The organism is Planosporangium mesophilum (genome assembly GCF_016863255.1).
GTDB classification, from domain to species: domain Bacteria; phylum Actinomycetota; class Actinomycetes; order Mycobacteriales; family Micromonosporaceae; genus Planosporangium; species Planosporangium mesophilum.
In genome coordinates, this window is sequence record NZ_BOON01000002.1 from 106,532 (window position 1) to 131,798 (window position 25,267).

The following is a 25,267-nucleotide window of genomic DNA, read 5'->3' on the forward strand; positions in this document are numbered from 1 at the left end:
CGTTGCCGGCGCGGCGCCTTGACGAGCCGGTACCACTGCGGCCACGGTCAATGCGTGAAAGCGCACCACGGTACCGAGGAGTCGCACGCCGGGCTGCCCGAGGCGATGCGGGAGGCCGTCGACCGTTTCGCCGAGCACCTGGCGGGTGAACGCAACCGGTCGGCGCACACGGTCCGGGCGTACGTCTCCGACGTGGTGTCGCTGCTCGACCACGCCGCCCGGATGGGTGGCAGCTCACCCGCCGATGTGGACCTCGTCGTCCTGCGTAGCTGGCTGGCCCGGCTGCGGACGGCCGGCGCGGCGCGTACCACCCTCGCCCGGCGCGGGGCCGCCGCACGTACCTTCTGCACCTGGGCGTACCGGGAGAGGCTCGCACCGGCCGACGCCGGCCAGCGCCTCGCGAGCCCCAAGGCGCACCGGGAACTGCCCGGGGTGCTGCGCGCCGACCAGGCCGAGGCGCTCGTGACCACGCCGACGCGGGACCCCGACGATGCTCCTCTCGTCCTGCGTGACCGACTGGTCCTCGAACTGCTCTACGCCACCGGGATCCGGGTCGGCGAGCTGTGCGGGCTCGACGTGGCCGACGTGGACCGCGGCCGCCGCGTCGTCCGCGTCTTCGGCAAGGGCGCCAAGGAGCGCGCCGTGCCCTACGGCGCCCCGGCCGAGCAGGCTCTCGACGCGTACCTGCGGCACGGGCGGCCGGCCCTGGCCGGGTCGCGCAGCGGATCGGCGCTCCTGCTCGGCGCGCGCGGGGGCCGGCTCGTCGCCACCGCGGTACGGCGGATCGTGGCGGCCGCCGCCACCGGCGCCGGGTTGCCGCGCCTCTCGCCGCACGGGCTGCGCCACTCCGCCGCGACCCACCTGGTCGAGGGCGGCGCCGATCTGCGGGCCGTCCAGGAGATCCTCGGGCACGCTTCGCTGTCCAGCACCCAGATCTACACCCATGTGTCGGTGGAGCGGCTGCGGGCGGCGTACCGGCAGGCTCACCCGCGCGCCTGACCGACGTCAGCGGCCGGCCGGCTCCGGCACAGGAGTGGAATCGACGCCGGCGCGCCGAACTTCGCCAGCACCTGCTGCACCGGGAAGGTGTCGATGTGGACCCCGGATGCCGAACTGTTTCGACTCTGCCAGCCAATCGTTGCGCAGCTATCGCCGTGAACGTACCCGCAACCGACCGGGGCCACGATAGGACATGCGGGCATCCGACGGTGCCCGGCGATCACTCTATAAGGTTGCCTCGTGTCAGGTCGGGTAATCGAAGGCGTCAGCGTCGAGTGGGAAAACGTCCGGCAGTGCTTCTCGCTCGACCCGGCCGTCGTCCACCTCAACCACGGCTCGTCCGGGGCCGTGCCGGTCCCCGCCCAGCGGGCCCAGCAGCGGCTGCGCGACGAGATGGAGGCCGACCCACCGCGCTTCTACGCGGTCGGGTTGGTCGACAGGATCGCCCACACCCGCCGCCACCTCGCCGGCTTTCTCGGCGCAGACCCCGACGGCAGCGCCCTGGTCGGCAACACCACGATCGGCACCGCCCTGGTCCTCGGATCGCTCGACGCGCGTACGGGTGACGAGATCGTCACCACGGAGCACGGGTACGGAGCGGTGCGGCTCGCCGTCGACGCCCTCTGCGCCCGCAGCGGGGCGGTGCACCGTACGGTCCCGCTGCCGCCGGCGCCCACCGACGACGAGGTCGTCGCCGCCGTCACCGGAGCGGTCACCGGGCGTACCCGGCTGGTGATCATCGACCAGATCGCCTCGCCGACCGCGCGGCTGTTCCCGGTCGCCCGGATCACGTCCGCGCTCCGCCCCGCCGGCGTACCCGTCCTGGTCGACGCGGCGCACGTACCCGGGCAGTTACCGGTCTCCGTGTCCGAGCTCGGCGCCGACTTCTGGGTCGGGAACCTGCACAAGTGGGCGTACGCTCCGCGCGGCACCGCGCTGTTCGCCGTGGCGCCCGCGTGGCGGGAGCGCATCCGCCCGCTGGTGGTCTCCTGGGAGCAGGAGTCGGGGTTCCCGGCCCGGGTCGAATCGCAGGGCACGCTCGACTACACGCCCTGGCTGGCCGCGCCGACCGCGCTGTTCACGCTGCGCACGCTGGGCGTGGAGGCGGTACGCGAGCACAATGCCCGGCTCGCCGAGTACGGCCAGCGGGTGGTCGCCGCCGCGCTCGGGGTCGAACCGCCGGCGGGGGCGCCCGGGCTGGCGATGCGGGTGGTACCGCTGCCATCGGGGCTCGCGACCGACCTCGCCTCCGCCTCGGCGCTGCGCCGACGCATCGCGGACGAGCTGGGCTTCGAGGTGGCCGTCAACCCGTACCGGGGCCAGGGGCTGCTCCGGCTGTCCGCCCAGGTCTACAACCAGGCGTCGGACTACGAGCGGCTCGCCGAGCGGCTGCCTGGTTTCCTTGCGTCCCTGTCATGACCCTCTCCTCGACCCCCTCCTCATGATCACGGAGCTTCGTCCGTGTCCTGACAGGGAAAGAGCTTCGTGATCATGGGAAGGTCGGCAGGAGCCTGACCCGGGCCCGGCCCACGAGCGCCAGTGGATCGAGGTAGACCTCGCCGCGCCGCAGGCCCCAGTGCAGGCAGGCGACGACCGGGCAGCCCGGGTGGCCGGCCTCCAGCACCCCGATCTGCTCTCCGGCGCGCACCGACTGGCCGGCGACCACGGTCGGCGTGATCGGCTCGTACGTGGTGCGCAGGCCATCGGCGTGGTCGATGCTCACGACTCCCCGACCGGCCAGCCGGCCCGCGAACCGAACGACGCCGGGGCCGGCCGCGCGTACCGGCACGTCAGGGGCGGCGGCGAGGTCGACGCCCCGGTGCCCGGGCAGCCACGGTCGCGGTGGCGGCTCGAACCGGCGTGCCACCGGGGGCGGCCCGCCCAGCGGCCAGCCGAACCGCGCGGTGGCGACCGGGGGCGGGTCGGGCGCGATCGGTCCCGGCCGAGCCACGGCGCCGCCCGCCGGCACGAGAGCACCACCGGTCAACGGCAGGAGAACAGCGCCGGTCAACGCCAGGAGAACGGCGACGCGGCGACCGAGAGTCACGGACATGCCGAAAGCCTCGACCCGTCGGCCGGCGGCTCACCACACCCGGTTCAGCGGCTGTGGACAGCGAGGGTGGCTGTGGACAGGCGCGGCCTCAGCCGGCGAACCCACCATCCGGCAGCGAGATGTCCGGCTTCTCCAGCTCTTCGACGTTGACGTCCTTGAACGTCATCACCCGCACGTTCTTGACGAAGCGGGCCGGGCGGTACATGTCCCAGACCCAGGCGTCGTGCATCTCGACCTCGAAGTACACCTCGCCGTCGGAGTTGCGCACGTGCAGGTCGACCTGGTTGGCGAGGTAGAAGCGACGCTCCGTCTCCACCACGTACGAGAACTGGCGGACGATGTCGCGGTACTCCCGATAGAGCTGCAGCTCCATCTCGGTCTCGTACTTCTCGAGATCTTCGGCGCTCATCGCACTCCGCCTTCCATGCCGACATTGTCGCCCACCACGACCGTTCCCGGTGCGGTCACGCCGGACGCCACGCCGACGGTACTCCGCTGCCCCACCACATCCGCCACCGCTGCCACGTTGGTGTACGAGAAGCGGTGCACCCGGCACGGCCCGTGTCGCCGAAGCGCGGCCGAGTGGTCGGATGTCACATATCCCTTATGCACGGCAAAACCGTACTCCGGCCAGGTTTCATCCAGCTCCACCATGATCCGGTCCCGGGTCACCTTCGCGACCACGCTTGCCGCCGCCACACACGCCGCCACCTGGTCACCCTTCCACACGGCGAGGCCCGGAACCTCCAGCCCGTCCACCGGGAAGCCGTCGGTGAGCACGTAGTCCGGTCGCTGCGCCAGTTGGGCCAGCGCCCGGCGCATGCCGGCCAGGTTGCACACGTGCAGCCCCCGGCTGTCGATCTCCCCCGGCGGCGTGACCACGACGGAGTACGCCGCCGCCCGCTCGATGACCGACTGGTAGATCCGCTCCCTGACGGCCGGGGTGAGCAGCTTCGAGTCGGTCAACCCGTCGATCTCACCCCGCCGGCCGGCGGGCAGGATCACGGCCGCGACGACGAGCGGGCCGGCGCAGGCTCCCCGGCCGGCCTCATCGGCGCCCGCGACGTACGCGAAGCCTCGCCGCTGGAGCGCCCGCTCCAGCGCGTACAGGCCGGCACCGCGGTGCACCACGGTACGGGGTGGGTTCAGCACGGGGTCTCCTCCCGCAGCAGCCGGGCGATCAGGTCCGGCAGGGCCGCCGGGTAGTACCGCTCCTCGCTGCCGCGCAGTTCGTCCACGGTCCACCAGCGGTACGCGTCCACCGTGGCCCGCTCGAGCGCTTTGTGGCCGGCGAAGTCGACCTCCCACGAGTCGATCCGGAGCAGGAAGAAGTCCTGCTCCTGCCGGTACCACGCGCCGTCGAAGGGGAACTCGACGGCTTCGTGGAACACCGGCCGGCCGAGTGCCTCGGCGGACACCCGCAGGCCGGTCTCCTCGAACAGCTCCCGTACCGCACCCTGGGCCGGGGTCTCGCCGTCGTCCAGGCCGCCGCCGACGGTGAACCAGTACCGCTGGTCCGGACGGGCCGGGTCGTGGCCGCGCAGCATCAGAACCCGCGAGGAGGCGTCGACCAGCAGTACGCGCGCCGCCCGGCGGAGGGTCGCGTCGGGTCGATTCATGGCAAGCCCAGCCTACGACCGATGAAGCGGCCGCCACCGGCCAGCCTGCGGCTCACGCCTTGGGCGGCAGGGGTACGCGGTCGAAGGTGCCCGGAACGGTGAGCCACTTGGCGTGCGAGACCGGCCAGAAGACCACGAAGGCGCGGCCGACCACCGACTCCTCGGGGATGGTGGCGGCGTTCGTGTCGCGGGTGCGCAGGAACTGCTCGCGGGAGTCACCGGAGTGCGACCGGTGGTCGCCCATCACCCATAACCGGTTCCGGGGCACCGTCACGTCGAACGGCTCCTCGCTGGGCAGGTCGGCAGCGCCGTTGGAGTCGCGGTACAGGTACGGCTCGTCCAGTGCCCGCCCGTTGACCATCAGCCGGTGCTGGGCGTCGCAGCAGACGACGTGGTCGCCGCTCACCGCGATGACGCGCTTGATGAAGTCTTCCTCGGACGGGTCGCTGCGCCACGAGGTGGGCGACTTGAAGACGACGATCTCGCCCCGGTGCGGTGCCCGGAACTTGTAAACGACCTTGTTGACGAGCACGCGGTCGTTGATGTCGAGGGTGTGCTCCATCGACTCCGACGGGATGTAGAACGTCTGGAGCACGAACACCCGGACGAGGAGCGCGACGACGAACGCGACAACGACAAGAATCGGAAGCTCGCGCCAGAACGAATTCGTTCTCCGGTTGGTCTGTTCGTCAATCACGCGAGGAGCCTACGTCCTCGCCCGCGCCGGATGCGTCGGGAACGCGCCGTAAAGGTGGAAGATACGAGGATTGGCACAGTTACCACCAGCTCCGCGACCCCACCCGTCGGCTCCCGCCGGAGTGGCGGGTGTTCCGACCCCGCGGCGATCGGCCGGGGCACCTGGCTGAACGTCGCCGGTACACCGAGACCGGACCAGTGCCTGCTGGGCCAGACAATCGTAAACGCCCGCCCGATCACGTTCTCGATCGGAACCTGCCCCTGGCAGCGCGAGTCCTGCGAGACCAGTCGATGGTCGCCCATGACGAACATCTGGCCCTGCTCGACCGTGATCGGCCCGAACCTGCGGGAGCGGCACTCCTTCGGACTGGGCGGCGCGTCGATCGGCGAGTTGTCGGTCACGTACGGCTCATCCAGCGGGAACCCGTTGACCGTGACCCGGCCGCCCGCATCACAGCACGCCACGATGTCACCGGGCAGGCCGACCACCCGCTTGATGAAGTCCTTCTCCCCGGGCTGGCTGACCCCGACCAGATCGCCGACGGTGTGCCCGAGCTTGGCGAAGAACCCGGCGTTGGCGTCGACCCGGCTCTCCGGAGCCCAGTTGTCGGTACCCCGGAAGACCACGATCTCCCCGCGCTCGGGCTGGCGCACGTCATAGACGATCTTGTTGACGAGCACCCGGTCGCCGACCTGGAGCCGCTCCTCCATCGAGCCCGACGGGATGAAGAACGCCTGTACCAGGAACGTGCGCACGAGCACGGCCAGGCAGAACGCGACGATCAGCAGAAGCGGAAGCTCCTGCCACAGCGGCATGTCCTTGCGCGTGCGGCGGGCCCGTGCGCCCAACGAGGTCGGATCGCCCTCACGCCGGGAAGAGGCCTCGTACCGGGGCGCGCCGAGGCCCCTGCCCTGCGGGTCGTCACCGCGGGAGGGGCGCTCGGACGGGTATGGGTCGGCGCGCTCGGACGAGTCCCAGGAGTCGTCGGAGTCCCGATACATCACTGCCGCTACCCTAGAGGGCCGACGCCACTGTGGGGGGCCGCCGACGGCGCGTCAGCTCGCCTGCTTCTCGCGCTTCTCCTTGATCTTCGCCTTCTTACCGCGCAGCTCGCGCAGGTAGTACAGCTTCGCCCGGCGGACGTCACCGCGAGTGAGCACCTCGATGCGGTCCAGCGCCGGGCTGTGCACCGGGTAGGTCCGCTCGACGCCGACACCAAAGCTCAACTTGCGGACGGTGAAGGTCTCCCGCAGCCCGGTCCCCTGGCGAGCGATCACGACGCCCTGGAAGACCTGGATACGGGAACGGTTACCCTCGACCACCCGCGCGTGCACCTTGAGCGTGTCACCGGCACGGAAGGCCGGGATGTCGGTCCGCTGCGACTGGGCGTCCAGTGCGTCCAGCAGGTTCATCGCTGCTACATCCTCGTTGCTCAAGGCGCACCGAATCGCGGTGCGCAGCTGAGATCAGAACTGATTCGCGGCGGGCATCAGCCCGCGGCAACCCCACTACTTTGCCACATCGGAGCCCGGTACCTGAAATCCGGCCTCCGACAGGAGTGTCACATCACGTTTGTCCAGTTTATCCGACCGCAGCGCCGCCAGGAGATCCGGTCGGCGTTCCGCCGTGCGAAGCAGGGCCTGGTCGCGCCGCCACCGCGCGATCCGACCGTGGTCGCCGGAGCGCAGGATGTCAGGTACGTCATGCCCGCGCCAGCTGGCCGGCTTCGTGTAGACCGGCGTCTCCAGCAGCCCGCCCGTGTGCGACTCCTCCAGCAGCGAGTCGGCGTTGCCCAGCACGCCGGGCAGCAGCCGTACCACCGCCTCGAGGATCACCAGGACCGCGACCTCGCCGCCGAAGAGCACGTAGTCGCCGAGCGACACCTCGGTGACCGGCATCCGGGTCGCGGCGTGGTCGAGTACCCGCTGGTCGATGCCCTCGTACCGGCCACAGGCGAACACCAGGTGCTCCGCCGACGCCAGTTCGTACGCGGTCTCCTGGGTGAACGGGGCACCGGCGGGCGTCGGTACGACCAGGCGGGCACCGGCGGGCGCCACCGCGTCGAGCGCCTCACCCCAGGGCTCGGGGCGCATCACCATGCCGGCGCCACCGCCGTACGGGGTGTCGTCGACGGTCCGGTGCACGTCGTGGGTCCACGTCCGCAGATCGTGCACGTCGACGTCGAGCAGCCCGGTGGTCCGCGCCCGCCCGACCAGCGACAGGTCCAGCGGCGCGAAGTACTCGGGGAAGATCGTGACGATGTCGATTTTCATGATGTCCTCCCCGGTCGTGGACAGTGATGCGACCTACAGGCGGCACAATGTCCAAGATCGCGGAAAGGCCTAGAGGTCGAACAGGCCCTCGGGCGGGGTCACGACCACTCGACCACCGGCCACGTCGACCTCGGGCACGATCGCCTTGACGAACGGCACCAGCGCGTTGCGGCCGTCGGGACGGCGCAGGACCAGCAGGTCCGAGGATGGGGCGTGGTCGATGCGGACCACCTCGCCGTACGTCTCCCCCTCCGGCGAGACCGCCGCCAGGCCCACCAGTTCGAAGTCGCTGAACTCGTCCGGGTCGTCGTTGGTCGGCACGTCCGCGCTGTCGACACAGAGCAGCACTCCGCGCAGCCCGTCGGCGAGGTCGCGGTCGTACACGCCGTCGAAGACCACCAGCAGCCGGTTCTGGTGCGGCCGGACGGTCTCGATGGTCAGCGTCGGGGGTACGCCCGGAGCAGCGCGCCTACCCGGGTCGGTGACCAGCACCGACCCGGGTACGAAGCGTTCGCCGGGCTCGTCCGTGCGCACATCGACGACAACCTCACCGAGGATGCCGTGCGGGCGCACGATCCGACCGACTACGAGCTGCATCTGCACCTAGTACGAATCGACGATCTCGACGCGGATGCCACGCCCACCGATCGACGTGATCACCTGGCGCAGCGCCTTCGCGGTACGCCCGCCACGGCCGATCACCGTACCGAGGTCCTCGGGATGCACGCGGACCTCGAGACGCTGACCGCGCCTCGAGTCGACCATCCGGACGCGCACGTCGTCCGGGTGCTCGACGATGCCCTTGACCAGATGCTCGAGCGCCGGGCGCAACGAGTCAGGCCGTTTCGCCGGCGCCGGCACCAGCCTGCTCCTCCGACTGCTCGGCCGCGGGCGCCTCCGCCGTCTTGGCCGCGGGCGCCTCCGCCTTCTTGGCCGCGGTCTTCTTCGCCGGCTTGGCCGCAGCGGCCACGCCGGCCGCCGCCTGGGCCTCGGCCTCGTAGGCCGCGCGCCGGTCGGCACGGGCGGCCGCGACCTTCAGCGGCTCGGGCGCGGGCAGGCCCTTGAACTTCTGCCAGTCGCCGGTCTTCGACAGGATCGCCTGCACGGACTCGCTCGGCTGCGCGCCGACCTTGAGCCAGTGCTGCACCCGGTCGGAGTTGACCTCGATCAGCGAGGGCTCCTCCTTCGGGTGGTAGATCCCGACGAACTCGATCGCCCGGCCGTCGCGCTTGGTGCGCGAGTCCGCGACGACGATGCGGTATTGCGGGTTGCGGATCTTGCCCATCCGCAGAAGCCGGATACGTACGGCCACTGTCTGCTCGCTCCTGGATTAGTGGTTGAGATCCTCGCCGACTACACGCGGTGGGGATCGCGCGAACGGCAGTTCGGGTGGACTGGTGGCGTGCCCGGGTTAGAGGGCGCCGGACACGTACCGATACCAGTCGACCATTGTGCCAGACGGGTGGCCGTTCCGCCGAACGGCCCCGCCCGACAATCGTCCGACCGCCACCCGCACGGACCCAACCGGTCTAAAGAATCATGAAAAATCGACCAATTCACCATGATCATGGGCAATTCCCATAGCCTGTAGCTCGTGCTCTCCACCCTCGAAGCTGCTCCCGTCACCGGTGTCAACGGACGGGGCATCGCGGCGCGACGGCCGACGCTGATCCACTGGACCCCGCCGTTCCTCGTCCACCTGGCGAGCAACGTGCTGTTCTGGTACGCCGCCCACCGCCACGGCTTCGACTGGCTCAAGGCGGCCACCCACGCGCGGTACGACGCGTTCCAGTACCTGAGCATCGCCCGCAACGGCTACCGGGCGGAGCACTGTCCACCGGAGATGTCCGTGCCGGGCCTGACCGAGGCCTGCGGCAACATCGGCTGGTTCCCGCTGTACCCGCTGGTGCTGCGCCCGGTCCACGACCTGTTCGGCCTGGACTGGGCGGTCGCGGGCGTGGTCGTCGCCGAGGTCTGCCTGCTCGGGGTGCTGCTGCTGCTCTGGCACCTGCTCGGCGCGCGCGCCACCGCCCGCAACGTGGCGTGCCTGGCGTTGGCCGCCTGCTGGCCGGGCGCGATCTACTACCACGCCACCTTCCCGATCGCCCTGTCGGTGCTACTCGCGCTCGTCACCTGGACGCTGCTCTCGCGCGGCTGGTGGGCGCTGGCCGGGCTCGCCGGAATGCTCACCGCGATGACGTACAGCATCTCGGCGCTGATCGCGCCGGCCATGCTGGCGTACCTGTTCCTGACCCGATCCCGGGGATCGTGGACCTGGCTGCGCCAGGCCGTGGTGGCGTGCGGTCTCACGTCGCTCGGCGTGGCGGCCACCTTCGCGCTGCTCTGGCACGACACCGGCCGCCCCATGGTCTTCATGGACTACCACCGCCGCTGGGGCGGAGGCCTGCACAACCCGGTCACGTCGTACCGGGAACTTCTGCACGCGCTGCCCGTCCCGGGCACCGGCCCGCACGCGTGGCCGGTACCGAAGGTCATCACCACCCTCGGCTGGGAGCTGCACGCCGCCCTGGCGCTGGTCGTCGTCGCCGTACTGGTGGTGGCGGTGGAGGCCGCGCGCGGCCGGGCGAACGCACTCGACGTCGCGCTCACGCTGTACGGATTCCTGATCTTCACGGTGCCGCTCATCGTGGGACCGCACATCACCCAGTCCCGGTCCCACGCCCTGATGCTGCCGGTGGTGCTGGTGCTCCGCCGCCTGCCGGCGGTCGGGTCGGGCCTGTTCGCGCTGGCCGCCGTCCCGCTCGCGTACGCGCTGGGCGTGCTCTTCCTGGTCTCGACCCTGGTGTAGCGAGAGGGCGCGCCCCGGACGGGGCGCACCCCCTCACATCACAGCGCCGGCTCGAGCTCCCCCGACCGGGACAACAGGTCGTCGGTGGTGAGCACCCGGCCGAAGTGACCGTCCAGGTTCACCGCGGTCACGGCCATGATCTGCTCGGCGGTCAGCCCACCCTCGTCGAACGTGTACGTGGCGTCCAGGGCGTACAGCATGTCGTACCCGAGGTCGCCGGCGAGCCGGGCCGTGGTCTCGCAGCAGCGGTTGGTCTGGATCCCGCAGATCACGACCTGGCGGACCCCGGCGCCGGTCAGCCAGGCGTGCAGGTCCGGGGAGCCGTGGAACGACGAGTGCACGCTCTTGACCACGTCCAGAGCGGGTACGAGGTCGGCCACGACCGGCTTGAACGCCTGGCCCGGCGCGCCGGGCGCGAGGGGCGAACCGGGCGACCGGGACTCGTGGCGCACCCGGACGATCGGGCGGCCGGTGGCGGTCCACGCGGAGATCAGGCGGCCGATGTTCTCCTCGGCCGCCGGGTTGCCGCGACGGCCCCAGTACGGGTCGTCGAAGCCGGTCTGGACGTCGATGACGACGAGAGCCGCGTTGGGCTCGATGTGGCTGGTCATGCCGTCAATCGTCGGACGACGCCGGGCCGGCCGACAGTGGCAGCTTTGACCATCATGCGCTGATTACTGCCACGCCCTCACCTGGCATGATTGCGGCATGCGTACCGTGGCTGTCCTGCTCCACCACGCGGTCCGGCTGTTCGACTACGGCGTGATCCACGAGGTGTTCGGCGTCGACCGGCGCGACGACGGGGTGCCGACGTTCGAGCTTCGCCGCTGCTCCCCCGGCCAGCGGCCGGTCACCCTGGTCGGCGGGGCGAGCCTGTCCGCCACGCACGGCCTGTCGGCGCTCACCGAGGCCGACCTGGTCCTCGTACCCGGCGCCGAGCCCGCGCCGCCGGAGGCCACGGTTGCCGAGCGCCGGGCGCTGCGGGCGGTCCACCACGCCGGGGTACCGGTGGCCGCCCTGTGCAGCGGGGCGTTCCTGCTCGCGGACGCGGGCCTGCTCGACGGGCGCCGGGCGACCACGCACTGGATGCTGACGGCCGCCCTGGCCGACCGGCACCCGGCGGTGACGGTCGCGAACGGTCCACTGTGGGTACAGGACGGTCCGCTGTGGACGTCGGCGGGTACCGCCGCCGGCATCGACCTGTGCCTGCACCTGGTACGGGAGGCGCACGGCGCGACGGCGGCGGCCGCGATCGCACGGCGCATGGTGACTCCGCCGCACCGCGACGGTGACCAGGCGCAGTACCTGCCCCGCGTGGTGGTCGAGCCGTCCGGCGACGAGTTCGGCGGCGTACTGGCGTGGGCGCGCGAGCACCTCGACCGGCCGCTCACCGTCGTGGAGCTGGCCCGCCGGGCCCACCAGTCACCGCGTACGTTCGCCCGGCGGTTCGTGGAGACCACCGGTACGACGCCGCTGCGGTGGCTGCACCACCAGCGCGTACAGCTCGCTCAGGAACTGCTCGAACGCAGCGACCTACCGATCGAGGAGGTGGCGCGGCGGGCCGGATTCGGCACCACGGCCGTGCTGCGCCGGCACTTCGGCCGCGACGTGGGGACGACGCCCACCGCGTACCGGTCGCGGTTCGCGGCCGCGTGAACGCGGAGGAGGGCGTCCCGGCCGGGACGCCCTCCTCGAACCGCTACCTACCCCAGGGGGCCGGGCAGCTTGACCCGCGGCACGGTCGTCAGACCGGTCACGTCACCCGGCGACTGGCCGGGGCAGAACGCGTCACGGGCCGGCAGGTTGCCGTGGGCGAGGAACGCCGTGGCGACGTCGTTCGCGCACGGGGCCTGCGTGAGCAGGTACACCCCGTGGCCGCCCTGGTCCACGCTGATGAAGTCGGCCCGCTGGCCCAGCGCCCGGCGCAGCCCGAAGCCCGAGCTCCACGACGTGGCGGGGTCGCGCAGGTTCTGCAGGATCAGCACGTTGCGCGGCCCCTTGTCGGTGACCTTGACGGGCGGCTCCACCGGCCCGTTCTTCCAGAACGCGCAGGGCCAGATGTTGTCCGGCATGCCGGCGGTCGCCGGGAACAGCCGCCGGCCGACCGCCACGTTCCGTGCGTACACGCCGGGTTCGCGTGGCCAGGCGGCGTCGTCGCAGACGACCGAGTACAGCGCCGCGACCCCGTTGTCGACCGGTACCTGTGCCGCGGCCGGCGCGGGCGCCAGCAACTGCCGCATCGCCTCGGCCGCGGACCCGACCTTCGTAGCGGGCGCCTGCGCCAGGGTCTGCCAGATCGAGGCCAGGTCCGGGAAGTTGTGGTCGTTGTAGAGCGCGCTGCGGGTGATCTCGCGGAACAGGTTGCCGGTCACCACGAGGCCGCCGATGTCCAGCGGGTCGCGGTCAAACCGCGCGGCGAGCTCGTAGTAGGTGTGCTCGACCGCCTGCGGCGTGGCGCCCAGCTGGTAGGTGGCGTCCCGGTCGGCGGCCCACTTCGTGAAGTCCGGCAGTCGCAGCGCGATCGCCGACCCCCAGGTCCGCCACATGTCGTACCAGACCTTCGTCGGGTCCACCGCGCTGTCCAGCACGATGCGGTCGCTGTGCGCGCCGAACAGCGAGGTGAACACCGCGCCCAGGTAGGTGCCGTAGGAGTACCCGAGGTAGGACAGCTTGGGCTCGCCGAGCGCGGCCCGGATCCGGTCCATGTCCCGGGCGGTGTTCGCGGTCGTGAGGTAGGGCAGCAGGTCACCGGAGAGCCGGGCGCAGTCCGCGGCCGTCCGGCGGGCGTACGCCACGTTCCGGCCGATGGAGCCGTCCGGCGCGGGGTACGGCAGGATCAGTTCGGTCGGGGTGTTCGGGTCGATGCCGCAGGTGACCGGCGTGCTGTTGGCGATGCCGCGCGGGTCGAAGCCGATCAGGTCGAACCGGTCGGTGACGTCGGCCGGCAGCAGCGGGAGCAGCATGCCCGGGAAGTCGAGGCCGGAGCCGCCCGGGCCGCCCGGATTGAACAGCAGGATCCCGTGCCGAAGGCCGGGCTTGGCGGTCGGGATCCGGGAGACCGCGATGTCGATCTGCCGCCCCTGCGGCCTGCGGTAGTCCAGCGGCACCCGCAGGGTGGCGCACTGCTGGCGGGGATCGCGCTCGACGCCGGGCTCCGCCGGCGGGCAGGCCCCCCAGCTCAGCGCCGGTGGTTTGGCCGCCGCGTGCCCCGGCGTCGCCGGCGTGAGCACCGCCGTCACGGCGGTGACCGCCAGCAACGCGAGGAGTTGTCGCCGCATTGATTGACCTCCATCCGTCGATGGCACCTTCCGGCACCCTAGACGGATGGGGCGACCCAGCAATGACCCGTTATCAGATTCCCGACATACCGTACGCGCGCGGCCGATCCCAGCCCGCGGGCAGCGTCGCTGGCGTGAGCCACTCCGCGTCCGGCTCGAAGTCGCACCACGTACCGTCGAACGGGAAGCGACCGGCCTCGATGAGCGGGATCACCCGCTCCCCCTCGGCCCGGACCGCATCGGCGTCGGCCACCCAGTAGTGGTCCGGGGACCGCAGCCGCTCTGCCAGCTCGTGCTCGTCCTTCCACAGCCACGACCGGTCCGGCTCGACCCAGATGTCGAGGTCCTGGTCGACGATGTCCACGCCCGCGACGTCGCCGTCGTCCCAGCGCACGCCCGGCTCCTCGAGGTTGACGTACCAGCCGTTGAACCCGTCGTCGCCCCAGAACCACCACACCGAGTGCGAGGCGCCCGGTGGGATCAACTTCAGGATGCCGGTGCCCTCCCAGGTGCCGGCTGCGAGCCGTCGCTCCTTCGCCACCCATTCGATGAACGGCATCGACCTGATGGTGCGGCCGTCCTCGTGACGCAGGTAGAGCACCGGACTGCCGGGCGCGATCCAGAGCACCAGGCCACGCTCGTCGTCGCTGACCACGCGCATGACGCGGACCCAGGCCAGCCGGTCCCGCTGGAAGTGCCGGTGGACGATCACCCGGCCGGGCGCGAAGCGCATCAGTACGCGCGGGCCAGGTAGGCGACGAGGTCGGGTTCGTCCTCCGAACCGGGTACCGACCCGTCGGCGCGGGTCAGGCAGCGTACGGTGACGCCCACGGCGTTGGCCTTCGCCTCGCCCTCGGCGCCAACGGCCGACCAGGGCACCCGCGCCCAGCCCGTGGTGGCCGCCTCGATCGCAGCGTCCACATCGGACACGTCGACGGTCAGCGACTGCCGGCGGGCCAGGGCCTCGTCGTACAGCGCCTGCTGATCCTCCTCGAGCGCGGCGGTCACGGCCGACACCGCGTCGGCGATCGGCGTGGGCGTCTTGGTACCGGCGACGCGCCGGACGATGACCACGTTGCCGGCGGCGAGGTCGCGCGGCCCCACCTCGATCCGCACCGGGTACCCCTTGAGCTCGGCGTCGACCGCCCGCCGCCCGAACGGGGTGTCGGTCCGGTCGTCGAAGCCGACCCGGATACCGGCGCCGCGCAGCGCGTCGCGCAGCTTGGCGGCCTCCGCGGCCACGCCGTCGCCCTCCTTGACGATCATGATGTGCGCCTGCACCGGCGCGATCCGCGGCGGCACCCGCAGGCCGTTGTCGTCGCCGTGGCACATGATCAGGCCGCCGAGCATCCGGGTGGAGACGCCCCACGACGTCGTCCAGGCGTGCTCGGAGCGGCCCTCGGCCGAGGAGTACACGATGTCGAACGCCTTCGCGAAGTTCTGCCCCAGCTCGTGGCTGGTGCCCAACTGCAGGGCCTTGGCGTCACCCATCATGCCTTCGAGCGTGTACGTGCTGGTCGCCCCGGCGAAGCGCTCCCGGGCGGTCTTGAGCCCGACGATGACCGGGATCGCCAGCATCTGGCGCATGAAGTCCTCGTACACGTTGTGCAGGATGTCCCGCGCGTAGGCGCGGGCGTCGTCGTAGCTGCTGTGCGCGGTGTGGCCCTCCTGCCAGAGGAACTCACTGGTACGCAGGAAGATCCGCGGCCGCAGTTCCCAGCGCACGACGTTGGCCCACTGGTTGAGCAGCAGCGGAAGGTCACGGTAGCTGCTGATCCACTTGGCCATGAACTCGCCGATCACGGTCTCCGAGGTCGGCCGCACCACGACCGGCTCGGCGAGCTGCTTGCCGCCGGCGTGCGTGACAACGGCCAACTCCGGGGAGAAGCCCTCGACGTGCTCGGCCTCCCGGCGCAGGTAGCTCTCCGGGATGAACAGCGGGAAGTACGCGTTCTGCGCGCCGGCCGCCTTGATCCGGTTGTCCATGTCGGACTGCATGCGCTCCCAGATCGCATACCCCGCCGGGCGGATGACCATGGTGCCGCGGACCGGACCGTTGTCGGCCAGCTCGGCCTTTGCGATCACGTCCTGGTACCAGCGGGGGAAGTCTTCTGCCCTCGGTGTGAGCACACGCGCCATGACCGGTCATCCTAGGCGCTCGCCCCCTCCGGCCGCCCGCCGACCTCGGGGGAAGCCGTCAGACGACGACCCGGCCGCGCAGCACGATCCGCCGGGGTGCCGCGAGTACCCGCAGGTCGCGTCGCGGGTCGGTGTCGTAGACGACCAGATCGGCCAGGCCACCCTCGACCAGGCCGGGAAAGCCCAGCCACTCCCGCGCGCCCCACGACCCGGCCCGCAGCACGTCGAGCGCGGACATCCCGGCCCGCTCGTGCAGCCGCAGCATCTCCTGTACGGCCAGACCGTGGTTGATACCGCCGCCCGCGTCGGTGCCCACGTAGATCGGCACGCCGGCCTCGTGGGCGGCCGCCACCACGTCCGGGAACCGGTCGCCCAGCGCGCGCATGTGCCGGGCGTACTCCGGGAACTTGCCGTCCGCCTGGGCCGCGATCTTCCCGAACGTCTCAATGTTGATCATCGTCGGCACCAGGGCGGTCCCCCGCCGCGCCATCTCGGCGATGTCGTCGTCGGCCAGGCCGGTGCCGTGCTCCACGGAGTCCACCCCGGCGCGTACCAGCGCGGCCACCGACTCCTCGGCGAACGTGTGTACCGCCACCCGGGCGCCGACCTCGTGCGCCGACTTGATCGCTGCCGCCATGTCGGCCGGGTCCCAGGCGGGCGCGAGGTCGCCGGTGTCCCGGTCGATCCAGTCGCCGACGAGCTTCACCCAGCCGTTGCCGGCCGCCGCCTGCCGCGCCGCCTCACCGGGCAGCTGGTCGGCGGTGACCTCCACCCCGATGTCGCGCAGGTAGCGGCGCGGCGGGGCGACGTGACGCCCGGCCCGGGCCAGGCGCGGCACCTGCGGGTCGTCGTCGAGTTGCGGGTACGGGTACGGCGAACCGGCGTCCCGGATGGCGAGCACGCCGGCGTCGCGGTCGATGGCGGCCAGCGCCCGCGCCTCGTCGAGCCCGCCGATCGGGCTGCCGCCCCGCGCGATCCCGATGTGGCAGTGCGCGTCGACCAGCCCCGGCAGTACGAAGCCACCGTCGACGATGGTCTCGGCCCCGGGTACCGGCCGCAGCGTCACCCGGTCGCCGATCAGCCAGAGATCGCGTACCTCGTCGTCGGGCAGCACCACGCCCCGCACATGCAGCGTCATGCGCCACAACCTACCGGTCGGGTCATGTGCCGGCGGCGAGGCGCCGGCTCACGTGCCGAAGGCGCGGCATCTGCTCATTTGCCGAAGGCGCGGCATCTGCTCATTTGCCGAAGGCGATGCGTCGACTCGGCGTCGGGAAGTCCTCGGCGGGGCGCCCTGCCATCGCGTCGCGCAGTGTCTCGGCTACCGAGGCGTCCACGTGGTTGTGGTCGGCGCTCGGATCGGCGGGCCAGTCCGGGTCCGCCTCCATGCCCGCGATCGTGATCTGGCGGGTCGACGCGACCAGCGTCGCCGACTCGTTGGTGTCGGTCGTACCGGTCTTGCCGAACACCGGCTTGCCGACGGTCGCGGAGACGCCGGACGCGGTCGACGCCCCGCGGCACTGCCCCAGGCCGCCCCTGTCACCGACGGGGCAGCGGGCGGCGTCGATCCCGGCGCGCGCGACGTCGGGGTCGATCGCCTTGGCACACTGGGGCTTGCCGGCGTCGATCTTCTTGCCCTTGGAGTCGCGGATCTCCACGACCGGGGTGGGCCGGCAGTGCACGCCGTCGTTGGCGAGGGTCGCGTACGCCCCGGCGAGATCGACCGGGGTGGTGGCCGAGACGCCCAGGGTGAACGCGCCCCACTGGTCCGCGCCCTGGGTCGCCATCTTCTGGTCGTTCTCGGCGCGGAACTTGATGCCCAGGCGGGTCGCCACGTCCACCGCACGGTCCGCGCCGGCCCGCTCCTCCAGCGGCACGAAGAACGTGTTCACCGACTTGCCGAAGCCGGTCCACATGTCGAACCGGCCCTGCTCGCTCTTGCTGGCGTTGCTCGGGCACCAGTTGTGGGTGCCGGGGCAGTTGGTCGAATCGGTGATGTACTTCGACTTGTAGGTCGCCGGGGCGTCGATCGAGGTGTTGAGCGGCATGCCCTTTTCCAGCGCGGCGAGCATGGTGAACATCTTGAACGTCGAACCCGCCTGGTAGCCGTGGACCTCGCCGCCACCGGACACGAGCGGGTTGGTGGTGTTCGGGAAGGTGCCCGGCCCCTGCTTCGCCTTGTCGGGGTTGGGCGCGTTGCCACTGACGTCGAGGCTGAAGTTGCGGTTGGTGGCCATCGCCAGCACCCGGCCCGTACCCGGCTCGACGGCGGTGAGCATCAGCGCCCGCCGGTCGGTGTTCTTGATCTTCTCGTCGACGTTGCGCTTCATCGCCTGCTGGATGCCCATGTCGAGAGAGCTGATGATCGTGTACCCGCCGCTGCGCAGCCGGTTCTCCCGCTCGAACGCGTCCGCGCCGAAGGCGGGCTCCTCCAGCCACCACCGGTACAGGTAGTCGCAGAAGAAGCCGGCGCCGAGGGCGGGGTACGGCACCGAGACGCAGCCCTGCGACGGCCGCTGGTCGGTGATCTTCAGCGGCGTCTTGCGCGCCTCGTCGGCCTGCTGGGGCGTGACGTTGCGGGCCCTGACCATCTGGGCGAACACGTGCTCGCGCCGCTTGAGGGCGGCCTCCCGCTTCTCCGGGTGGGCCGCGTCGGCCGGGTCGTACTCCGACGGCGCCTGCACCAGCCCGGCGAGCAGCGCCGCCTCCGGCAGCGTGAGGTCCTTGGGGTCCTTGCCGAAGTACACGTGGCTGGCCGCGTAGATGCCCCAGGCACCGTGCCCGAACGGCGCGATGTTCAGGTAGCGCTCGAGGATCTGCTGCTTGGTGAGCTTCTCCTCCAGCGCCATGGCGAGCTTCATCTCGCGGATCTTGCGGGTCTTGGTCTTCTCGCTCGCCGCGACGACGTCCTCGGGGCTCTTCGCCGAGTAGATCGCGCTCTGGCGCACGTACTGCATGGTCAGGGTGGAGGCACCCTGGCTTTCGCCCCCGTTGTTGGCCACCAGCGCCCGCGCCACGCCCTTGAGGTCCACCCCGTTGTGCTGGAAGAAGCGGGTGTCCTCAGAGGCCACGATGGCCTGCTGCATCACCGGGGCCACCTCGGAGAGCGGCACGTCGCGGCGGTTCTCGTCGTAGAGCATCGCCAGCAGCGTCTTGCCGTCGGCCGCGTAGACGAACGAGCTCTGCGGGGAGGGCACCGACGTGAAGTCGCTGGGAAGGTTGTCGAACGCGTCGACACCGGCCGTCGTCAGTGCGCCGGTCATCGCGGCGGCCGGAAGCGCCGCCGCCGCCACGACCAAGCCCGCGATCACCCCGCACCCGAGCAGCGTCAGCATCTTCCTCAGCGTGCGCTCGCGCATGCACCGCCCCCAAATAGGCACAACCCTGCGGTCGCCCGTGATTGGGCGCCCCGCTCACTAGACGCCGTACCCGCCGTGCCGCGTTACGGCTCACATCGAAGCTGTTGTCTGCGTCACAGTGACAGCCAACGCTGCCGATGATTATCGCGTACCCGGCCGATTCCGGCGCGCCCGGTACCCGCCCTTCCCATGATCGCGGTGACTTTCCGCGTTCTGGTACGGAAGAGTCTCCGTGATCATGGGAAGGGTCCGGGCCCGCAGCGACGACGCGCCGCGGGCCCGGAGAACGTCAGGTATGACTACTTGTCGCGCTTGGTGAACTTGGAGAAGTCGAGCTTCGGGGGCTTGAAGCCGTCGGCTCCCCCGGCGTTCGGATCCAGGGCGTTCGGGTCCAGTCCCGGCGGAAGCGCCGGCATCCCGGGGAAGCCACCCGGCAGCCCGGCCGGCATGCCGCCGCGGGGGCGGCCGCCGCCCTTGGTGCCCTTGCGCTTGTTCTTGGGCGACTTGGTCGCCTTGCGCCGACCCCCGGGCAGGCCCATCATGCCGCCCATCTGCTTCATCATCTTCTGCGCCTCGGTGAAGCGATTCAGCAGCTGGTTGACCTCCATGACGGTCACGCCGGAGCCGTTGGCGATGCGCAGCCGCCGCGACCCGTTGATGACCTTCGGGTTCTCCCGCTCACCGGGGGTCATGGAGCGGATGATCGCGGTGATGCGGTCGAAGTGCTTGTCGTCCACCTCGGCGAGCTGGTCTTTCATCTGCCCCATGCCGGGCATCATCGACAGGATGTTGGCGATCGGCCCCATCCGGCGTACCGCGATGATCTGCTCCAGGAAGTCCTCGAGCGTGAACTGCTGACCGCCCATCAGCTTGGCGGTCATCCGCTCCTTCTGCTCGTCCTCGAACGCCAGCTCGGCCTGCTCGATGAGGGTGAGCACGTCGCCCATGCCGAGGATGCGGGACGCCATCCGGTCGGGGTGGAAGGCGTCGAAGTCCTCCAACTTCTCACCGGTGGAGGCGAACAGGATCGGCTGACCGGTCACGTGGCGCACCGAGAGCGCCGCACCGCCGCGGGCGTCGCCGTCGAGCTTGGAGAGCACCACGCCGCTGATGCCGACACCGTCGCGGAACGCCTCGGCGGTGGCGACCGCGTCCTGACCGACCATCGCGTCGATGACGAACAGGACCTCGTCCGGGTTGACCGCGTCGCGGATCGCGGCGGCCTGCGCCATCATCTCGGTGTCGATACCGAGCCGGCCGGCCGTGTCGACGATCACGATGTCGCGCATGTGGCGCCGGGCGTGCTCGATCGCGTCCCGGGCCACCGCCACCGGGTCGCCCACGCCGTTGCCGGGCTCCGGGGCGAAGACCTCGACGCCCGCCCTGCCGCCCAGTACCTGAAGCTGGTTGACGGCGTTGGGGCGCTGGAGGTCGGCGGCGACGAGCATCGGCTGGTGCCCCTGCGCCTTGAGGTGGCGGGCGAGCTTGCCGGCCAGGGTCGTCTTACCCGAGCCCTGCAGACCCGCCAGCATGATCACGCTCGGCGGCTGCTTGGCGAACTGGAGCCGGCGACTCTCGCCACCGAGGACCTGTACCAGCTCCTCGTGCACGATCTTGATGACCTGCTGCGCCGGGTTGAGGGCCTGAGAGACCTCGACGCCGCGGGCCCGCTCCTTCAGCCGGGCGATGAACGCCTTGACCACGGGCAGCGCAACGTCGGCCTCCAGCAGCGCGAGGCGGATCTCGCGCGCGGTGGCGTCGATGTCGGCGTCGGTGAGCCGCCCCTTGCTTCGCAGCTTGGAGAAGATCCCGGAGAGCCGATCGCTAAGCGTGTCAAACACGGCGCTACATCCCTGAATGTCGGATTTATCGCTGGTACTGGAGCAACCGCTCCGAGGCAAGGGTATAGGGCCGGAGCGCCCTACCGAGTGGTCGCCCGCACGGGGCCGTGTCGTCGCGTCACCGCGGCGGTGCGACGGCCCGGAGCACGGCGGCCTCGACCGCCGACCGCGACGCCGCATCGTCCCACCGACCGACCAGGTAGAACGCGTCCACGACGTCGCCACCAAGGGTCGAGATCCGCGCCGAGCGTACCCGCGCACCCGCCCCGGCGAGCGCGCTCGCGACCCGGTGCAGCAGGCCCGGCGAGTCCGCGGCGCGCAGTTCGAGGACGGCCGCGCCGGTGGCCGGCTGCCAGACGACGCGGGGATCGGCGGCGCCCGCCGGCCGGCGGGCCGACCGCTCCCGCGCCGCGAGCCGTGCCGCCACGTCCAGCTCGCCGGTCGCGGCCCGGCGCAGGTCCGCGGCGAGCGCCTCCACGTCCGGCGCGCCGCCGTAGCGCGGCTGCACCGCACAGACCACCCGGGCAACACCCGCTCCGGTGGCGACGTCGGCGGCGACCACGTCCAGTCGGTGCAGCGACAGGCACCCGGCCACCGCCGCCAGCAGCCCGGCGCTGTCGGTCGCGGTCACCGCGACCCGGTCCCGCCCGACCCGTACCGACGGGAGCGGGCCGATCGCGACCGGCGCGGCGGTGACGGGCAGCCCGGGTACCCGGCCCGTGTCCAGCGCGTGCGCGGCCCGGTCGACCAGCTCCGCGACGAGCCGCCCCTTCCACGCCGACCAGGCGGTCGGGCCGGTGGCGGCGGCGTCCGCCCGGACCAGCGCGTACAGCAGGGAGAGCGTGTCCAGGTCGCCCACCGCGCCGGCCACCGCCCGTACGGTCACCGGGTCCGCCAGATCGCGCCGGGTCGCGGTGTCGGGCAGCAGCAGGTGCAGCCGTACCACCCGTTCGACCACCGCCGCGTCGGCCGGGGCCAGCCCGATGCGGGTGGCGGCCGCGGCGGCCACGGACGCACCCACCACGCTGTGGTCGCCGGGCAGCCCCTTCCCGACGTCGTGCAGCAGCGCGGACAGCATCAGCAGGTCCGGCCGGGACACCTCGCGGGCGTACGAGGCGGCCATCCGGGCGGTCTCGACCAGATGCCGGTCGACCGTGAACCGGTGGACCGGGTTGTGCTGGGGCAGGCTGCGTACCCGCGCCCACTCCGGCAGCCAGGCCGTGACCAGCCCGTACCGGTCACACGCCTCCCAGGTCGGCACCAGCGGGTCGCCGGCGCCCAGCAGCGTCAGCAGGGCGTCGCGGGCCGGCGCCGGCCAAGGGGTCGGCAGCGGCGTGGAGAACTCCGCCAGCCATTCGAGGGTGGGCCGGGCCACCGGCAGCCGGGCCCGGGCGGCCGCGGCGGCCACCCGCAGGGCCAGGCTCGGGTCGGGCCGGGGCGTGATCGCCGCCCGGGCGAGCACCGCCTCACCGTTCTGCTCGACGACGTCGCGGGCGATCGGACTGCGCGGGGCGGCGGTGGACCACCGGGTCGATCCGCTCCACGGGGTGGAGCCGCCCCAGCGGGTGGCGCCACCCCGCCGGGTGTGCCCGCTCCGCCGCCAGCCGTCCACGGCCCGCCAGGCGTCGTCGGCGGCGTACGCGATGGTGCGGGCCGCGTCGGTCACCCGCCGGAGCACGTCGTCGGGGCCGCCGAGGTCGAGCAGGCGGGCGACCTCGGCCCGCTCCTGGGCGAGCATCCGGTCCATCTGCCGACCGGTCACGGTGTGCAGCGCGTCGCGGACGTCGAGCAGCCACCGCTGCGCCGCCCGGACCGCCGGCCGGGTCGCGTCCGCCACCCCGGCGTACCCGATGCCGCGCAGCACCCCGACGTCCCGCAGCCCACCGCGGGCCTCCTTGACGTCGCCCTCCAGCAGGAACGCCAGCTCGCCGTGGGCCGCCCAGCGCCGCTCGGACAGCTCCCGCAGTCGCGGCAGTGCGCGCGCCGCATCGCGCCGCCAATGCGCCGTGACCCGCTCACGCAGCCGCGCGACCAGCCGATCGTCACCGGCGATCAGCCGCGCGTCCAGCAGGCCCAGCGCGGCCTTGACATCGGTACCGGCGACCTCGACCGCCTCGTCGACCGTGCGTACCGAGTGGTCCAGCGACAGCTTCGCGTCCCAGATCGGGTACCACAACTTCTCGGCGACCCCGTCGATCCCGGCGCCGCCGCCATGGAGCAGGACGAGGTCGAGATCGCCGTGCGGCGCGCACTCCCGACGGGCGAGGCCGCCGACGGCCACCAGCGCCAGCGTGCCGGCGTCCGGGTTGTCGGCGTCCGGCAGCAGCGTGGCGAGCCAGGCGTCGAGCGCGTCGGCGCGGGCGGCGCGGGCGGCGGCGCCGACGCCGGCGGGCACCTCCACGGTGCCCGCCGGCATCATCGTCATCGCCTTCCCGATCTCCGTTGCAGGGCTTCCACGCCGCCTACAGGGCGTCCAGGCCGCGCTCGCCGGTACGGACCCGGACCACGTCCTCGACCGGGGTGACCCACACCTTGCCGTCCCCGATCTTCCCGGTACGGGCCGCCGTCACGATCGCGTCCACGATCTTGTCGACGTCGATCTCGTCGGTGAGCACCTCGACGCGGATCTTCGGCAGGAAGTCGACCGTGTACTCCGCGCCCCGGTACACCTCGGTGTGCCCCTTCTGGCGCCCGTACCCCTGCACCTCGCTCACGGTCAGCCCGGCCACGCCGAGCGCGTGCAGCGCCTCCTTGACGCCGTCGAGCTGGTGCGGCTTGATCACCGCGGTCACCAGTTTCATGCCTAATCCCTCCATCACCGCACGTTAACCGGCGACCTTCTCGGTGACCTGCTCCGTCTTGGGTTTGTCAGGCCCCGGACCGACCTCGTCCGGGCCCGGCTTCGTCGCGCCCACCCCCGCCAGGGCGAAGGCGCCGCCCGAGCCGCTGGTCGGCGCGAAGTCGTACGCGCTCTCCGCGTGCTCCGCGGTGTCCAGGCCCTCGACCTCGTCCTCGGCGCTGACCCGGATCCCCACGGTCTTCTTGATCACCCATGCGATCAGGTACGCCATGACGAAGGAGTACACGCCGACCGCCACGACCGCGAGCGCCTGCCGGCCCAGCTGCGCGAACCCGCCCCCGTAGAGCAGGCCCGCCACGCCACCGGTACCGGGGATGAACGGGGCCGCGAGCAGGCCGATCAGCAGGGCGCCGGTCGCACCGCCGACCAGGTGGACCCCCACCACGTCCAGGGCGTCGTCGAAGCCGAACCGGTACTTGAGCCCCACGGCCAGGGCACACACCGCGCCGGCGATCAGGCCGAGCGCGATCGCGCCGAGCGGCTCGATCGTGGCGCACGCCGGGGTGATGGCGACCAGGCCGGCCACCGCGCCCGAGGCCCCGCCGAGTGTGGTCGGCTTGCCGTCGCGCAGCCACTCCACGATGATCCAGCCGAGCAGCGCGGCACCGGTCGCCACCTGCGTGTTGACGAAAGCGATGGCGGCGAGGCCGTTGGCGGCGAGCGCCGACCCGGCGTTGAAGCCGAACCAGCCGAACCACAGCAGGCCCGCGCCGAGCAGCACCATCGGCAGGTTGTGGGGCTTGAACTTCTCCTTCGGCCAGCCGACCCGCTTGCCGAGGACGAGCGCGAGCGCCAGCCCCGCGGCACCGGCGTTGACGTGCACCGCGGTACCGCCGGCGAAGTCGAACGCCTTGAGGCCGTCTGCGATCCAGCCGCCGTTGCCGGCGTCGAAGAAGAACACCCAGTGGGCGACGGGGAAGTAGACGACGGTCGTCCACACCGCCACGAAGATCAGCCACGACCGGAACTTGATCCGGTCCGCGACCGCGCCGCTGATCAGCGCCGGCGTGATGATCGCGAACATGAGCTGGAACGACGAGAACGCGAGGACCGGGATCTTGTCGCCCTCGGCGCCGGTCAGCGCCTCGAACGTGCCCCGCAGGCCGTACGCGTCGGAGCCGCCGATCAATCCGTGGAAGTTGTCCGTGGTGAAGGCGAGACTGTAGCCGTACGCCACCCACAGCACGCTGACCACCGCGATGGTCGCGAAGTTCATCATGAGCATATTGAGCACGCTCTTGCTCCGCCCCATGCCGCCGTAGAACAGGGCCAGGCCCGGCGTCATGAGCAGTACCAGCGCGCTCGAAGCGAGCACCCAGGCGGTGTCGCCGTAGTTTATC

General features: G+C 71.6%; 25 protein-coding genes. 4 read left to right on the forward strand and 21 right to left on the reverse strand.

Annotated features, from left to right (window positions below):
- Positions 1-54 precede the first annotated feature (54 nt).
- The gene (locus Pme01_RS01225; RefSeq protein ID WP_373315428.1) at positions 55-999 is read left to right on the forward strand and encodes a tyrosine recombinase XerC; all 945 of its coding nucleotides are present in this window, start codon (positions 55-57) and stop codon (positions 997-999) included.
- 240 nt (positions 1,000-1,239) lie between these two features.
- Positions 1,240-2,418 carry an aminotransferase class V-fold PLP-dependent enzyme gene (locus Pme01_RS01230; RefSeq protein ID WP_239087951.1) on the forward strand — a complete coding sequence of 393 codons (1,179 nt, stop codon included), beginning with the start codon at positions 1,240-1,242 and terminating at the stop codon, positions 2,416-2,418.
- A 70-nt stretch (positions 2,419-2,488) separates the two neighbouring features.
- On the opposite strand, the gene Pme01_RS01235 is transcribed toward Pme01_RS01230, so the two are convergent.
- From Pme01_RS01235 to rpsP, 11 genes are all read right to left on the reverse strand, one after another.
- Entirely contained in the window at positions 2,489-3,052 is a 564-nt protein-coding gene (locus tag Pme01_RS01235) for a murein hydrolase activator EnvC family protein (protein ID WP_168113079.1), read from the reverse strand.
- Positions 3,053-3,140: 88 nt separating this feature from the next.
- Entirely contained in the window at positions 3,141-3,461 is a 321-nt protein-coding gene (locus tag Pme01_RS01240; RefSeq protein ID WP_168113078.1) for a DUF2469 domain-containing protein, read from the reverse strand.
- Positions 3,458-4,204: a ribonuclease HII gene (locus Pme01_RS01245; RefSeq protein WP_168113077.1), complete on the reverse strand. Its 747-nt coding sequence runs from the start codon at positions 4,202-4,204 to the stop codon at positions 3,458-3,460. The genes Pme01_RS01240 and Pme01_RS01245 overlap by 4 nt, the downstream gene beginning before the upstream one ends.
- Entirely contained in the window at positions 4,198-4,671 is a 474-nt protein-coding gene (locus tag Pme01_RS01250) for an NUDIX hydrolase (RefSeq protein WP_168113076.1), read from the reverse strand. The genes Pme01_RS01245 and Pme01_RS01250 overlap by 7 nt, the downstream gene beginning before the upstream one ends.
- A 52-nt stretch (positions 4,672-4,723) precedes the next feature.
- Entirely contained in the window at positions 4,724-5,368 is a 645-nt protein-coding gene (lepB, locus tag Pme01_RS01255; protein ID WP_168113075.1) for a signal peptidase I, read from the reverse strand.
- Positions 5,365-6,183 carry a signal peptidase I gene (lepB, locus tag Pme01_RS01260; protein WP_239087963.1) on the reverse strand — a complete coding sequence of 273 codons (819 nt, stop codon included), beginning with the start codon at positions 6,181-6,183 and terminating at the stop codon, positions 5,365-5,367. The genes lepB (Pme01_RS01255) and lepB (Pme01_RS01260) overlap by 4 nt, the downstream gene beginning before the upstream one ends.
- Before the next feature lie 240 nt (positions 6,184-6,423).
- The gene (rplS, locus tag Pme01_RS01265; protein WP_168113074.1) at positions 6,424-6,780 is read right to left on the reverse strand and encodes a 50S ribosomal protein L19; all 357 of its coding nucleotides are present in this window, start codon (positions 6,778-6,780) and stop codon (positions 6,424-6,426) included.
- A gap of 96 nt (positions 6,781-6,876) precedes the next feature.
- Positions 6,877-7,641, reverse strand: a complete 765-nt coding sequence (trmD, locus tag Pme01_RS01270; protein WP_168113073.1) for a tRNA (guanosine(37)-N1)-methyltransferase TrmD — start codon at positions 7,639-7,641, stop codon at positions 6,877-6,879.
- A 69-nt stretch (positions 7,642-7,710) separates the two neighbouring features.
- Positions 7,711-8,238 (reverse strand): ribosome maturation factor RimM, encoded by a 528-nt coding sequence (gene rimM / locus Pme01_RS01275; protein WP_168113072.1) that lies wholly within the window; start codon positions 8,236-8,238, stop codon positions 7,711-7,713.
- Positions 8,239-8,244: 6 nt separating this feature from the next.
- Positions 8,245-8,502 carry an RNA-binding protein gene (locus Pme01_RS01280; RefSeq protein ID WP_168113071.1) on the reverse strand — a complete coding sequence of 86 codons (258 nt, stop codon included), beginning with the start codon at positions 8,500-8,502 and terminating at the stop codon, positions 8,245-8,247.
- A complete protein-coding gene (gene rpsP, locus Pme01_RS01285; RefSeq protein WP_168113070.1) occupies positions 8,477-8,953 on the reverse strand; it encodes a 30S ribosomal protein S16 in 477 nt (158 codons plus the stop codon). The genes Pme01_RS01280 and rpsP overlap by 26 nt, the downstream gene beginning before the upstream one ends.
- Before the next feature lie 282 nt (positions 8,954-9,235).
- On the opposite strand from rpsP, the gene Pme01_RS01290 reads away from it, so the two are divergent.
- Positions 9,236-10,450 carry a hypothetical protein gene (locus tag Pme01_RS01290; protein ID WP_168113069.1) on the forward strand — a complete coding sequence of 405 codons (1,215 nt, stop codon included), beginning with the start codon at positions 9,236-9,238 and terminating at the stop codon, positions 10,448-10,450.
- Between the two features lie 38 nt (positions 10,451-10,488).
- Here Pme01_RS01290 and Pme01_RS01295 read toward each other — a convergent pair whose 3' ends face one another.
- Positions 10,489-11,061: a cysteine hydrolase family protein gene (locus Pme01_RS01295; protein ID WP_168113068.1), complete on the reverse strand. Its 573-nt coding sequence runs from the start codon at positions 11,059-11,061 to the stop codon at positions 10,489-10,491.
- Positions 11,062-11,158: 97 nt separating this feature from the next.
- On the opposite strand from Pme01_RS01295, the gene Pme01_RS01300 reads away from it, so the two are divergent.
- Complete coding sequence (locus tag Pme01_RS01300; RefSeq protein WP_168113067.1) at positions 11,159-12,106, forward strand: GlxA family transcriptional regulator; 948 nt, start codon at positions 11,159-11,161, stop codon at positions 12,104-12,106.
- Between the two features lie 47 nt (positions 12,107-12,153).
- On the opposite strand, the gene Pme01_RS01305 is transcribed toward Pme01_RS01300, so the two are convergent.
- From Pme01_RS01305 to Pme01_RS01345, 9 genes are all read right to left on the reverse strand, one after another.
- The gene (locus Pme01_RS01305) at positions 12,154-13,728 is read right to left on the reverse strand and encodes an alpha/beta fold hydrolase (RefSeq protein ID WP_168113066.1); all 1,575 of its coding nucleotides are present in this window, start codon (positions 13,726-13,728) and stop codon (positions 12,154-12,156) included.
- Between the two features lie 73 nt (positions 13,729-13,801).
- The gene (locus Pme01_RS01310; RefSeq protein ID WP_168113065.1) at positions 13,802-14,461 is read right to left on the reverse strand and encodes a DUF402 domain-containing protein; all 660 of its coding nucleotides are present in this window, start codon (positions 14,459-14,461) and stop codon (positions 13,802-13,804) included.
- On the reverse strand, positions 14,461-15,867 hold the full coding sequence (gene proS, locus Pme01_RS01315) for a proline--tRNA ligase (protein WP_168113064.1): 1,407 nt from the start codon (positions 15,865-15,867) through the stop codon (positions 14,461-14,463). Before proS ends, Pme01_RS01310 begins: the two co-directional genes overlap by 1 nt.
- A 58-nt stretch (positions 15,868-15,925) precedes the next feature.
- Positions 15,926-17,005, reverse strand: coding sequence for an amidohydrolase family protein (locus tag Pme01_RS01320; RefSeq protein ID WP_168113063.1), 1,080 nt, complete (start codon positions 17,003-17,005; stop codon positions 15,926-15,928).
- A gap of 100 nt (positions 17,006-17,105) precedes the next feature.
- On the reverse strand, positions 17,106-19,226 hold the full coding sequence (locus Pme01_RS01325) for a transglycosylase domain-containing protein (protein WP_168113062.1): 2,121 nt from the start codon (positions 19,224-19,226) through the stop codon (positions 17,106-17,108).
- A gap of 299 nt (positions 19,227-19,525) precedes the next feature.
- Positions 19,526-21,067 carry a signal recognition particle protein gene (ffh, locus tag Pme01_RS01330; protein ID WP_168113061.1) on the reverse strand — a complete coding sequence of 514 codons (1,542 nt, stop codon included), beginning with the start codon at positions 21,065-21,067 and terminating at the stop codon, positions 19,526-19,528.
- 118 nt (positions 21,068-21,185) lie between these two features.
- Entirely contained in the window at positions 21,186-23,492 is a 2,307-nt protein-coding gene (locus Pme01_RS01335; RefSeq protein ID WP_168113060.1) for a [protein-PII] uridylyltransferase, read from the reverse strand.
- Positions 23,493-23,529: 37 nt separating this feature from the next.
- On the reverse strand, positions 23,530-23,868 hold the full coding sequence (locus tag Pme01_RS01340) for a P-II family nitrogen regulator (RefSeq protein WP_203935373.1): 339 nt from the start codon (positions 23,866-23,868) through the stop codon (positions 23,530-23,532).
- A 24-nt stretch (positions 23,869-23,892) separates the two neighbouring features.
- Positions 23,893-25,212: an ammonium transporter gene (locus Pme01_RS01345; protein ID WP_205863732.1), complete on the reverse strand. Its 1,320-nt coding sequence runs from the start codon at positions 25,210-25,212 to the stop codon at positions 23,893-23,895.
- Positions 25,213-25,267 lie beyond the last annotated feature (55 nt).

What these genes read in the sequence shown, in the direction of transcription:
- Pme01_RS01235 (WP_168113079.1), bottom strand. Translation starts at nt 3,052, where the DNA reads ATGTCCGTGACTCTCGGTCGCCGCGTCGCCGTTCTCCTGGCGTTGACC.
- Pme01_RS01240 (WP_168113078.1), bottom strand. Translation starts at nt 3,461, where the DNA reads ATGAGCGCCGAAGATCTCGAGAAGTACGAGACCGAGATGGAGCTGCAG.
- Pme01_RS01250 (WP_168113076.1), bottom strand. Translation starts at nt 4,671, where the DNA reads ATGAATCGACCCGACGCGACCCTCCGCCGGGCGGCGCGCGTACTGCTG.
- lepB (WP_239087963.1), bottom strand. Translation starts at nt 6,183, where the DNA reads ATGCCGCTGTGGCAGGAGCTTCCGCTTCTGCTGATCGTCGCGTTCTGC.
- rplS (WP_168113074.1), bottom strand. Translation starts at nt 6,780, where the DNA reads ATGAACCTGCTGGACGCACTGGACGCCCAGTCGCAGCGGACCGACATC.
- trmD (WP_168113073.1), bottom strand. Translation starts at nt 7,641, where the DNA reads ATGAAAATCGACATCGTCACGATCTTCCCCGAGTACTTCGCGCCGCTG.
- rimM (WP_168113072.1), bottom strand. Translation starts at nt 8,238, where the DNA reads ATGCAGCTCGTAGTCGGTCGGATCGTGCGCCCGCACGGCATCCTCGGT.
- Pme01_RS01295 (WP_168113068.1), bottom strand. Translation starts at nt 11,061, where the DNA reads ATGACCAGCCACATCGAGCCCAACGCGGCTCTCGTCGTCATCGACGTC.
- Pme01_RS01300 (WP_168113067.1), top strand. Translation starts at nt 11,159, where the DNA reads ATGCGTACCGTGGCTGTCCTGCTCCACCACGCGGTCCGGCTGTTCGAC.
- Pme01_RS01305 (WP_168113066.1), bottom strand. Translation starts at nt 13,728, where the DNA reads ATGCGGCGACAACTCCTCGCGTTGCTGGCGGTCACCGCCGTGACGGCG.
- Pme01_RS01310 (WP_168113065.1), bottom strand. Translation starts at nt 14,461, where the DNA reads ATGCGCTTCGCGCCCGGCCGGGTGATCGTCCACCGGCACTTCCAGCGG.
- proS (WP_168113064.1), bottom strand. Translation starts at nt 15,867, where the DNA reads ATGGCGCGTGTGCTCACACCGAGGGCAGAAGACTTCCCCCGCTGGTAC.
- Pme01_RS01320 (WP_168113063.1), bottom strand. Translation starts at nt 17,005, where the DNA reads ATGACGCTGCATGTGCGGGGCGTGGTGCTGCCCGACGACGAGGTACGC.
- Pme01_RS01325 (WP_168113062.1), bottom strand. Translation starts at nt 19,226, where the DNA reads ATGCGCGAGCGCACGCTGAGGAAGATGCTGACGCTGCTCGGGTGCGGG.
- Pme01_RS01335 (WP_168113060.1), bottom strand. Translation starts at nt 23,492, where the DNA reads ATGACGATGATGCCGGCGGGCACCGTGGAGGTGCCCGCCGGCGTCGGC.
- Pme01_RS01340 (WP_203935373.1), bottom strand. Translation starts at nt 23,868, where the DNA reads ATGAAACTGGTGACCGCGGTGATCAAGCCGCACCAGCTCGACGGCGTC.
- Pme01_RS01345 (WP_205863732.1), bottom strand. Translation starts at nt 25,212, where the DNA reads ATGACGCCGGGCCTGGCCCTGTTCTACGGCGGCATGGGGCGGAGCAAG.